The organism is Micromonospora echinofusca (assembly GCF_017614955.1).
In the GTDB taxonomy this organism is placed as follows: Bacteria; Actinomycetota; Actinomycetes; order Mycobacteriales; family Micromonosporaceae; genus Micromonospora; species Micromonospora echinofusca_A.
Genome location: NZ_WVUH01000301.1, coordinates 1 through 9,069 on the forward strand (window position 1 = coordinate 1; position 9,069 = coordinate 9,069).

Sequence of the window (9,069 nt, forward strand, 5' to 3'; positions counted from 1 at the left end):
CGCCCCACCTGTGCAGGCCCCAGCGCACTCACTCATGCCCTTCCTGGTAGACCTGCCACATCTGGTGGCGGCGGCCCGGCTGTGCATGCGTCGCGCTGCCGCACCGGGTGCTGACGGGTTTACCTGGGCCGGCTACCGCAGTGGTCTGCGAGCGCGTCTCGGTGACCTGTCCGACCGGCTGCGGACGGGGACGTGGGAGCCGGGCCCGTTACGGCATGTGGAGATCACGTCCTACACGGGCAAGGTGTTCCCCGCGGTTATCCCGACGGTCGAGGACCGCATCGTGCACCGGGCAATGCGCCGGGCGGTGGAGCCGATCCTCGAGCACTACGTCCTGGCGGACTGGGTATCGGCGTACCGGCCGCGCCGCAACCGGATCACCGCCCTGCGCCAAGCCGAGCAGCACCTGGCGGCGGGACGGCAGTGGGTCGCCGATGTCGACGTGGCTGGTGCCTCGACGGGCGGCAGCACCGAACAGTTCGTGGACTGGCTCGCCGTCCACGTGGCCGACGGCTCGTTCCTGCGTCTGTTCCGCCGCGCCGTCGAGGCGTTGCCGACGCCGCTGGTCCCGGGCAGCGGCCTGTGGCCGGTGCTGTTTCACCTGCGCCTTTCCCAGGTTGACGCACTGCTCACTGACTGGCCGGCCGTACGTTTCGCCGACAACTACCTGGTCTTCGCGGCGGACGAGCCCGGCGCGACCGTCGCATTCGACGCCCTCACCGCTGCCCTCGCCACGGTGCGGCTGCAGCCGCACCCGCGCAAGAGCCGCGTCCGGCCGCCGCACCAGGCGAACACCGAAGACCTGTTCCTCATCGACGGATGAAGGGAACCACCGATGACCATCACACCGACCGGACTGCCCGCAGTCGTCGGCGCCGTGCGCTGGGTACACGTCCCTGCCGGTACCTGCCTCTACGGCGACGCCCGTAAACCCCGCCCCGTGCCGGCGCTCCTCGTCGCGGAGACGCCGCTCACCGTCGCGCAGTGCGACCTCGGCGACACCGACCTGCCGGTCACCGGCATCTGCTACGACGACGCCGTCCGGCTCGCCGCCGCAGCTGGCGGGCGCCTGCCTACGTCGGTGGAGTGGGAGTGGATCGCCGCCGGATCAAGTCGCCGCCTGTACCCGTGGGGCGACGAACCGTGGATCCCTGACCACGCTCTGCTCACGGGTGCCGGGCAGTCACCACGTGCTCCCCAGCCGGTCCGACGGCACCCGGCGGGCGCCACGCCCCAGGGCGTGCTGGGGCTGGCGGGCAACGTCTGGGAATGGACCAGCAGCACCGCCATGGGCCAGGGAAAGATCATCCGGGGTGGTTCGTACGCCTCGCCGCCGCTGTATGCCCACACCACCTTCCTCAACGCAGCGCCCGTCGAACGCCGCAGCCCTGGCATCTCCGTGAGGCCGGTGCGCATCCCATGAATCTCCGACGCCCGCGACTGGCCCATCCCGTCGGCTCCCTTACCCATACCGCCAACACGGCCCACACCCATCCGGCGGAGCTGGTCATCGTCGGCTGCTCCGCAGAGAAGACGCCAACGGCCACGCCGATGCCTGCCCTCGACCTCTACGACGGTGGCTGTGTCCCAGACCTGCGCTCCCGGGTCGGTCACCTGCCGCACCAGCGCAGCCGGGTCCGCTTCCTGTCCGCCGCGCACGGCCTCGTCACCGCTGACACCCACCTGCACACCTACGACCGCCCTCTCGACCCGGCCCGCGCCTCCGAGCTGCGCCCGCGCGTCTGGGCACAGCTGCAACCCGACCTGTTCAGGGACCACACCCCCGACGACATCCTCGTTGTCGCTGAGCCGCTCTATCTGGTGCTGCTCGCCGATCTCCTCTCCGACAGCCGACGGCCGTGTATTCACTGGATCGCCGACCATGCGGGCAGTTGGCCAGAGGCCGCCGCGATCCTGGACGCGTGGGGGTGGTGAGCGTGTCCGCCACCCTCAACGAGGCGCTCGCCGCCACCGGCAACGACCACCGCCACGTCACCACGGCCTTCACCGACCGCACCGGCCTGGACTGGCATGCCCCGACCCCGCCGCAACTCGGCGCCGGAGCCCGGATCAGCGTGGTCATCCCCGCCTGCGACACCGCCTACAGTCTGCCGCCGGTTCTCGACGCGCTTGCCGAGCAGCGCACTGCGGCGTCCGTCGAGGTGATCGTGATCGACGACGCGTCCACCGACGCCACCACCGAGCTGCTCGCCGCGCATCCGCGCATTGACCGGGCCGTCCGCCTGCACGCCCGTGCCGGGGCGGGAGCGGCCCGGAACGTCGGCGTGCACCTCGCCACCGGCGACACGATCGTGTTCCTCGACGCCGACGTGGTCGTGCGGGATCACGTCCTGGCCGACATCGCTGCCCGCGCCCGGCACGACACCGTCCTTGTCGGCTTCCGGCACAACATCCCGTACCTGCCCGACGCCAACGGCTACCCGGTCGTGCCGTCCGGTGAGCCCGACCTGGATGCGGATCACCGGGTGCGATGGACCCCACCGGCAGGTGTGCCGATGTTCTACACCGGCCAGGTCTACCCGAAGGCGTTCGTCGGCCGGCCGCTTGAGGGCACCCGGGAGTTCCTTGACCTCGGTCACGGTCGCACGTACTACGACTGGGACCTGCCCCGCATGGTCGTCACCTCCCTCGTCGCCGCACCTCGGCGCGCGGTGCTGGACGTCGGCGGCTTCGCCGACGGGTTCGGGGCCGATGGCTGGGGCGCCGAAGACACCCACCTCGGCGCTGCGCTCATCAGCCACGGCTGCCTCGTCATCCCGCTGCGGCAAGCCCGAGGTTGGCACATCGACCCACCCGATCCCGCCGCCGCGTGGAAAGCCAAGCTCGCTGGTGTCGCACCCCGGATCGCCCTCTACCGGCAGCTCTGCGAGCAGCCCGCACCCACCGCCCGCGCCGCGGACTTGGGCGAGCGCGCCGAAACTCTCCTGCGGAAGGCAGAGACCCTGCGATGATGCGAACCTTCGCCGCTGACGGCGACCTCATCCACGACCCCGCATCCGGGATGACACACCGCGCACCCACCCCCATCGGCAACGGCCGGATCACCCTGGCCCAGGCCACGGTGACCGGCTGGCCACCCGTTGCCCTCGGCGACCTCAACCGGTCAACCCCGGACAGCATCTGCTGGTCGCCGATCGTTCGGTGCAACCTGCACTGCCCGCAGTGCCTCGACGACACCACGGTGGAAGAGGCGGACACCACTGAACGGCACCGGGTTGCCCACGTCCTTGCCAATACCGACATTCTCGGCGTCGACATCTCCGGCGGTGAGCCACTGCTACTGCGAGACCTGCCCAAGCTGCTGGACATCATTCGGAGCGGGGACCGCAGCGCCGCGTCCATCACCACCAACGGCTGGCACCTGGCCCGACGCGCCGCCGAACTGGCCGAGTACACCGACGCCATCCGGGTCAGCCTCGACGGCCCCGACGCGGACCGCCACGACGCCATCCGAGGACCGCTCAGCTTCGCCAAAGCCGTCGAAGGCATCCAGACCGCAGTCGCTCTGCGCATCCCCGTACAGATCCAGACCGTGCTCATGCGCCGCACCGCCGGCTACCTGCAAGAGATGGTGGACCTCGCCGCCGGACTCGGGGCCTGCGGTTTCAGTGCCCTGCAGATGCTGCCCATCGGCGCTGGTTCCGCTCTGCCCGACGAACTGCTCAGCGATGACGACGTCCTGACGCTGTTCAGCGCACTGAACGTTCCCGAGCGGATCAACATGCGGCTGCGTACCCGCGATCTCGCCGGCAACTTCACCGTCATCCGTGCTGATGGCCGAGTCTGGCGTAACGACAGCACCGCCATGAAAATCGGCGGCCTACACCCTCTGCGCAGCACCGCCGACCTCGTCCTCACCACCCCGGACTGCATCGCGTGACCCCCCAACCAGCGCGCCGGCCACCTGTCCAGCCACGCCAGTTCCGCCACCGACGGCTCCTCCGCATCCCGGCCGACGCCTACGACCGGGCGATCGAGGTGCTCGCCGACGCCGCCCGGCAGCGGTACCGGCCGATCACCGCCACCATCGGTATCGCCAACGGCGGCCTCGCCCCGGCACGAGCCATCAGCGAATTCCTCCGCCTGCCGACCCACCAGGTCAATGCCAAGCACAACCCCACCGACGCCACCTACACCGAAGCGACCGGCATCGTCACCTACGACCTCAGCCCTCTCACCAGACGACTGGCCGCGCACGACCTGACCGGCACAGTCCTGGTCGTTGACGACATCTGCGGTACGGGTGCCACCTTCGCCGCCCTGCTGCCCGAGCTCACTGCATACCTCGGCCCGGACGTCGCCCTGCGCACCGTGGCGTTGTGCCGCAACGCCGGGAGCGCCCTCGATCCGGACCTGTGGGTCTGGACCGTCGACGACTGGGTCTTGTTTCCCTGGGAACGGCCACCCGCCGCCGCGACGGTCGAGGACCTGCCGGCCCCGAGCCAGGTCGAGACCGCATGACCACCGCGTTCGTCCTCGTCTCCTGGCGACCCGATGTGCCGGCCGGGATGGAGCGCGCGGTCATCGCGCACGCCGCCGGCCTCCAGGACATCCAAGCCGGAGCCGTCATCGTCACCGCCGACCCGGCCGCGCCATCGATCTACCACAACGTGCCCATCGAGCGACTGCGCAGCCTCGACGTGCGGTTCCCCTGCGACGACGCCACCCTGCGCGCGGCGATCGACGCCTCCGCCGAAGCGATCGGCGAGGAGCTTGGGCGGCTGTTCCGGCAGCGCCAGGTGCACTCGGTCGTCTACGTCGACGCTCTGTGGGGCCTCGGCCGGATCATGCCGACCCACCCGGGCATCCGCAACGTCCTCGCCGCACACGTAGTCGGCCACGATGCAGACCTGCAGGCGGCGCTGTCCCGCAACCCTGACGCCGTCATCGCGCCCTCGGCCACGGTGCTGAGCGAGGCGGCGGCCCGCGGCTACGACAGCAGCAGGTGGAGCGTGGTGCCGAACACCCTGCTCACCCTGCCCGGACCAAAATCCCCTGACGACCGCTACCGGCTCTGGGCCACCGGCCCCATCCGCGTCCTTGCCCGGCTCGGGCCGGAGAAGGGCGTCGCCGAACTGCTCGACTCGATCACCGGATTCGACCGGCCCATCCAGGTCGCGCTCGCCGACGCACCGTTCGAGTTGGCCGCCGGCAGCCAGGAACAGGTACGCCGCAGGTGCCGGGCCTTGGCCGCCGAGACACCCGGCGTGGCTCTCCGGCACGGCCTCGTCTGGCACGAGGTGTCGACCTGGCTCGGCGGCGCCAGCGTTGTGATCGTGCCGTCCCATGCCGAAACCTTCGGCCTCGTCGCACTGGAAGCCATGGCTGCGGGCACCCCGGTCGTCGCCTACGACGTCGGGAACCTGCCCAGCCTGATCGGCGACGGCGGCGTCGTCGTGCCGTACCAGCCCCGCCAGACAACCTGTGGCGCGCCGCCCAGCACCTGCTGGCCGACCCGGTAGGCTACGCCGCAGCATCACGGGCCGCGTACTACCGCTCGCGGGACTATTGGCCCGCCCTTGTCGCTAACCAACTCTTGAAGGTGGTGAGCTGATGGGCGGCTCCGTCCTGCCATCTGCCCCCAAACCCTGTCCACTCCTGCTCATCGACGGACATAACCTGCTCTGGGGTGCCACCTTCGGCTTCCCCGCCGAGATCCGCTCCCGCGACAAGACCCGCCTGCTCACTGGCGTATTCGCGTTCTTCGCCCTGCTCCGCGTTGCCATCCGTGAAGACCTCACCGAGCAGCCCGAGGTCATCGTCGTCTTCGACGGCCAGTACGGCGGCAGCGATCGCAAGGAGATCGACCCCGCCTACAAGGCCCAACGGCCCACCGATGAGGCGTCCCTGGCCCCGATCCAATTTCTGCCCGATGTCAAGCGCGGCCTCGACCAGCACGGGATCATCTGGACCGAACTCGACCACGCCGAAGCAGACGACGTCATCGCCACGCTCGTCCACACCACCCCGCCACCGCGCCAGATCGTGATCATGTCTCGCGATCGCGACTACTACCAACTCGTCACCGACCGCGTCCGCGTCCTCAACACCAAGATGCACCCCGGCAAGCGCTACATCGGCCCAGCCGAAGTCTTCGCCCGCCACCAGGTCACACCCGCCCAGTGGGCCGACTTCCGCGCGCTCACCGGCGACCCCGCCGACAACATTCCGGGCGTCCACGGGATCGGCGCCAAGACCGCCGCCACCCTCCTCGCCGATGGCATCACCCTTGACGACTTGCCAGGCACTGGCCGGCTAGACACCGGCCGTGGCCGCCTCGTACGCGAACAGCTCGATATTGCCCGCAAGTGGCGCGACATGATCCGCCTCAACCACGAACTGGCCGTCCCCGTCACCCCGACCGGTAGGCCGAGTAAGCTCCTGCCCGCACCGGCCGTCGTCGTCGAGGAGCTCGGCCTGTGGTGACGCCCGCCTCCGTCCTGCTCACCGTCATGGCGCACCCGGACGACGCCGAACTCTGGGCAGGAGGCACCATCGCCCGCCATGTCCACGACGGAGGAACGGCCATCATCGCGGTCCCTCACCGCGATGCGGTCCGCGACGCCGAGGCCGCATCTGGCGCACGCATCCTCGGGGCTGGCCTCTACCTGATGGAGCAACTCTCCGTCTCGATCGTCGCCACCGTGCTCAGGGAAGTCCGCCCCGATGTGCTGATCACCCACCCGGCCAGCGACATCCATCCCGAACACCGCCAATGCGCCGAAGCGGTCCTCAGCGCCCTACCTGACGTCGTCATCGCCACCGGCCACCCGAAACGGGCCTACCACAGTGACGGCTACAACAACCTCGACCAGGGCGGAAACCCCCTCCGCCTTCCGACCATCATCGACGTCAGCGTCCACTGGCCCACCAAGATCAGTGCCCTTCGAGCACACGCATCCCAACCGATCATCGATCACTTCGGCCCGATGGCCGAGGCCCTCGGAAGGCTGCACGGCCGCCGGATCAACTCCGCGCACGCGGAAGCGTTCCGCGCGGTGCCGATCCTCGGCCGCCTACCAGAGGCAATCGGTCTTTGACTACCAGGCGCGAACTCGGCCGTGGCACCTGAGCGTCGATCCACCGCGCGTGATGGAATCGGCCGGGTTCGTGGTGTTCTTCTGCGACCCGGACAGCCGGATCAGCGCGGCCACCGTCGACGCCGACCCGCCACGGCTGGAGCGGGAGGTGATCGAGCCGTTCGGCCGGGGCGGCTGGTCGTGGGGCGTGCTGCGCCTGCACGAGGTGCCCATCAACCCGGCAACCGACCTGATCGGTCGCACCGGTGACGGCCTCGAAGTGTTCGGGCGGCACTTCGCCCGGTTCCGGCCGCTGGTCACCGCGACCGCGTTGGGCACCGCCGCCGGGGTGCACACCCTGGTCCCGAAGCCCTGGCCGCCAAGACCCGGTCGGGCTGCTTCCCTGGGTACGGGACAGCGCCCTGGTGTCCCTCGGCCGCACCCACGCCGAGATAACCGTCGCGCTACTGGCCGCACTCACCACCAGCCGCCTGGCCGCCGACGCGCACCCGCACGCCGACTTCGCCGCACGGGTGGTCGGCAAGGCCGCCGGCGTCGACACCGCCGTACGGGCCGCCGCGAACCTCGCGCCATGTCGGCGTACAGGCGCCAGTGCAGAGCCAGGTACGCCTGGACGTACATAGCGATAATCGGCGTCCGAGAGCGCGGGTGAGCCCGACGACGTTGGGATGCGAACGCGACTCAATGATCACGTTGGGTGACGGCAGGCCGTTCCTAGTGGCTTCCGCTCATGCCGATGTGAGTGCAGTTCACGCACCCCCCAGCGGGATCGAGGTCCGAGTATGGTTGACACGTGCTCGGCTTCCATGTGCTAAACGCTCGCGACAACACTCTGATGCCCTGGATCTTCTTTGAGTACGCATAGTCCGATCCGCAACTGTTCCAGCGAACAATGCAGGAGGAGGCCAAGCGGATCCGTGGCCTACTGGCGTCTCGTGGAATTGGCTACGAGGAGCTGAAGTCGTCCCTGGCGCCAACGAGGGACGGCATTCAGGCTGTCTTCCTCTACGACTGGTGGCAGGAGCCATCATGGAACTACGCCGTCGCCTTCGCTAAAAAGTACCTGCCTAGTCTTCGCAGGGACCTACGGACGAGCGTGCTTCACGGGGATCTCGACGATAGGCATGTTGCGATGCCGATCCTCGCCATGGAGGATGCTCTCGTTAAAGCGCGCCCTCAGCCGGTGAACTGGCAGACCCAGTACGCGGTCTACTTCAATAATCTTCGCCCAAGCGACGTTGCAAGCATTCATAGATCGCTTTCGGATGAGGCCCGATATACTGGACATATTGATGTGTCCTTCGCGGGCCCTGTCCGGAACTTCATCGAGCGGAAGATGACGCCCCTCTGGATCATTGATGGACGTAAGGCTATTCTCACGCACGGCGGCGATGATCCAGCGGTAAGCGATCAGGATCCAGTTGGGTTCGACCTGCCGGCTTACGGATACGAGATAGTGAGCCTGGTGGACACCTACTTCGCCTGCTTCCTCTCTTATAAAATCGAGGCCACTGACGCGCGGCAAGCGGAGGAAGACCGAATCCTTAACCTCGCGGCGATCACAGGAGAGCTGATTGACACTGAGTCGGTGAAAGTCTTGGTCCATCCAAACAAGCTCGACAAGTACCTACTCCGCGACGAAAATAAGCTTCGCCTCATGACCAAAATCGGCTTGCAAGATGTAACGCCGGAAGAACTCGCTTCAGTGGTCAAGGCGAAGCTCTCACAGAGCTATATCTACGATCTCCGGTTCGCGGAGAACGGGACGCCGCTCTTCGCGGTCGCAGCCGAGTTCGAGAAGCAGGACGGAGGGCTGACACATCGCCGGCTTGCGCTGAAGCATGATCAGGAGCAGCGCGTCATCAGTCTGGTGACGATGTACTAGACGAGTAAGTCCGAAGTCGGGTCAGTGGTCGTAGGCGATCAGGGACCTGGTCACGGGTTGGCCGGTGGCGCGGTTGTGCCAGATCGCGGCGGTCATGGCGAGGATTCGCTGCGCGACTCGGGC

Annotated in this window: 10 protein-coding genes and 1 pseudogene; 10 read left to right on the forward strand and 1 reads right to left on the reverse strand. The window is 68.3% G+C overall.

Annotation, left to right across the window (positions count from 1 at the left end):
- The 10 genes from GSF22_RS26160 to GSF22_RS26205 form a co-directional block, all read left to right on the forward strand.
- Window positions 1-823 (forward strand): RNA-directed DNA polymerase (Reverse transcriptase) (locus GSF22_RS26160; RefSeq protein ID WP_307804334.1); only part of this gene is annotated, 823 nt, incomplete at its 5' end.
- A gap of 12 nt (window positions 824-835) precedes the next feature.
- Window positions 836-1,423: a formylglycine-generating enzyme family protein gene (locus tag GSF22_RS26165; RefSeq protein ID WP_208816396.1), complete on the forward strand. Its 588-nt coding sequence runs from the start codon at window positions 836-838 to the stop codon at window positions 1,421-1,423.
- Between the two features lie 86 nt (window positions 1,424-1,509).
- Window positions 1,510-1,935: a DUF6884 domain-containing protein gene (locus GSF22_RS26170; protein ID WP_368856913.1), complete on the forward strand. Its 426-nt coding sequence runs from the start codon at window positions 1,510-1,512 to the stop codon at window positions 1,933-1,935.
- Between the two features lie 2 nt (window positions 1,936-1,937).
- A complete protein-coding gene (locus GSF22_RS26175; RefSeq protein WP_307804335.1) occupies window positions 1,938-2,972 on the forward strand; it encodes a glycosyltransferase in 1,035 nt (344 codons plus the stop codon).
- Window positions 2,972-3,901 carry a radical SAM protein gene (locus GSF22_RS26180; RefSeq protein WP_244454157.1) on the forward strand — a complete coding sequence of 310 codons (930 nt, stop codon included), beginning with the start codon at window positions 2,972-2,974 and terminating at the stop codon, window positions 3,899-3,901. The genes GSF22_RS26175 and GSF22_RS26180 overlap by 1 nt, the downstream gene beginning before the upstream one ends.
- Window positions 3,898-4,482: a phosphoribosyltransferase gene (locus tag GSF22_RS26185; RefSeq protein WP_208816399.1), complete on the forward strand. Its 585-nt coding sequence runs from the start codon at window positions 3,898-3,900 to the stop codon at window positions 4,480-4,482. The genes GSF22_RS26180 and GSF22_RS26185 overlap by 4 nt, the downstream gene beginning before the upstream one ends.
- Window positions 4,479-5,483 (forward strand): glycosyltransferase family 4 protein, encoded by a 1,005-nt coding sequence (locus tag GSF22_RS26190; protein ID WP_244454158.1) that lies wholly within the window; start codon window positions 4,479-4,481, stop codon window positions 5,481-5,483. The genes GSF22_RS26185 and GSF22_RS26190 overlap by 4 nt, the downstream gene beginning before the upstream one ends.
- A gap of 91 nt (window positions 5,484-5,574) precedes the next feature.
- Window positions 5,575-6,447, forward strand: a complete 873-nt coding sequence (locus GSF22_RS26195) for a 5'-3' exonuclease (protein ID WP_208816400.1) — start codon at window positions 5,575-5,577, stop codon at window positions 6,445-6,447.
- Window positions 6,441-7,061 (forward strand): PIG-L deacetylase family protein, encoded by a 621-nt coding sequence (locus GSF22_RS26200; protein WP_208816401.1) that lies wholly within the window; start codon window positions 6,441-6,443, stop codon window positions 7,059-7,061. Before GSF22_RS26195 ends, GSF22_RS26200 begins: the two co-directional genes overlap by 7 nt.
- An 892-nt stretch (window positions 7,062-7,953) precedes the next feature.
- Window positions 7,954-8,946, forward strand: a complete 993-nt coding sequence (locus GSF22_RS26205; RefSeq protein ID WP_208816402.1) for a hypothetical protein — start codon at window positions 7,954-7,956, stop codon at window positions 8,944-8,946.
- Window positions 8,947-8,967: 21 nt separating this feature from the next.
- Here the strand turns inward: GSF22_RS26205 and GSF22_RS35080 are convergent.
- Window positions 8,968-9,069: pseudogene (locus tag GSF22_RS35080) on the reverse strand (IS982 family transposase); the annotation flags it as partial.